Annotated in this window: 1 protein-coding gene; it reads left to right on the top strand. The window is 67.0% G+C overall.

Going from position 1 to position 1,162, the window contains the following annotated elements:
- Positions 1-53 precede the first annotated feature (53 nt).
- A partial coding sequence (locus QM467_RS19715; protein ID WP_283368041.1) for an ammonium transporter occupies positions 54-1,162 on the top strand: 1,109 nt, incomplete at its 3' end.

The following is a 1,162-nucleotide window of genomic DNA, read 5'->3' as shown; positions in this document are numbered from 1 at the left end:
GGCGAACGCGATTCCGACGCCCTTTAATTTTCCCCCTCTGTCAGGAGTAAGAAATGCTTTCCATCCCCTCCCGCCGAACCGGGCTTAAAACGCTCGGCCTCGCGCTGGCCGGCGTGGCGCTTTGCGCCTGCGCGGCCTATGCGCAGGACGCCGCGCCCGCGGCGGCCGCGGCCGCCCCCGCCGCGCCGCCGGCCCTCGTGCCCAACAAGGGCGACACGGCCTGGCTGCTGGTCTCCAGCGCGCTCGTGCTGATGATGTCCATTCCCGGCCTCGCGCTGTTCTACGGCGGCCTGGTGCGCACCAAGAACATGCTCTCCGTTCTCGCGCAGGTGTTCGCCATTGTCGCGCTGGTCGGCGTGCTGTGGGTTCTCTACGGCTATTCGATGGCCTTCACCAACGGCGGCGGCCTCAACGACTTCGTCGGCGGCTTCTCCAAGGTCTTCCTGAAGGGCGTGGACCCGAGCGCCACGGCGGCGACGTTCTCGAATGGCGTGGTCGTTCCGGAGCTGGCCTATATGGTCTTCCAGATGACCTTCGCCATGATCACTCCGGCGCTGATCGTCGGCGCCTTCGCCGAGCGCATCAAATTCTCGGCGGTGATCCTGTTCGTGTTGCTGTGGGTGACGCTGATCTATTTCCCGATCGCCCACATGGTCTGGTACTGGGCGGGCCCGGATGCGATCGGCGATGCGGCCAAGGCTCTGGCCAAGGCGACGACCGACGCCGACAAGGCCACGGCGCAGGCGGCTCTCGACGCGGTCAATCTCGATGCGGGCAAGCTGTTCCAGCTGGGCGCGCTCGACTTCGCGGGCGGCACGGTCGTTCACATCAACGCCGGCATCGCCGGCCTGGTGGGCGCGATCATGGTCGGCAAGCGCATCGGCTATGGCAAGGAAGCGCTGGCTCCGCATTCGCTGACCATGTCGATGATCGGCGCCTCGCTGTTGTGGGTGGGCTGGTTCGGCTTCAACGCCGGCTCCAACCTCGAAGCCAATGGCACGACGGCTCTGGCCTTCGTCAACACCATGGTGGCGACGGCCGGCGCGACGCTGTCCTGGCTGCTGGTGGAATGGGCGCACAAGGGCAAGCCTTCGCTGCTCGGCATGATCTCGGGCGCGGTGGCCGGTCTGGTCGCGGTGACCCCGGCTTCGGGCTACGCGGG

The organism is Rhodoblastus sp. 17X3 (genome assembly GCF_030056575.1).
In the GTDB taxonomy this organism is placed as follows: domain Bacteria; phylum Pseudomonadota; class Alphaproteobacteria; order Rhizobiales; family Beijerinckiaceae; genus Rhodoblastus.
This window is presented reverse-complemented; position numbering and strand designations above follow the sequence as displayed.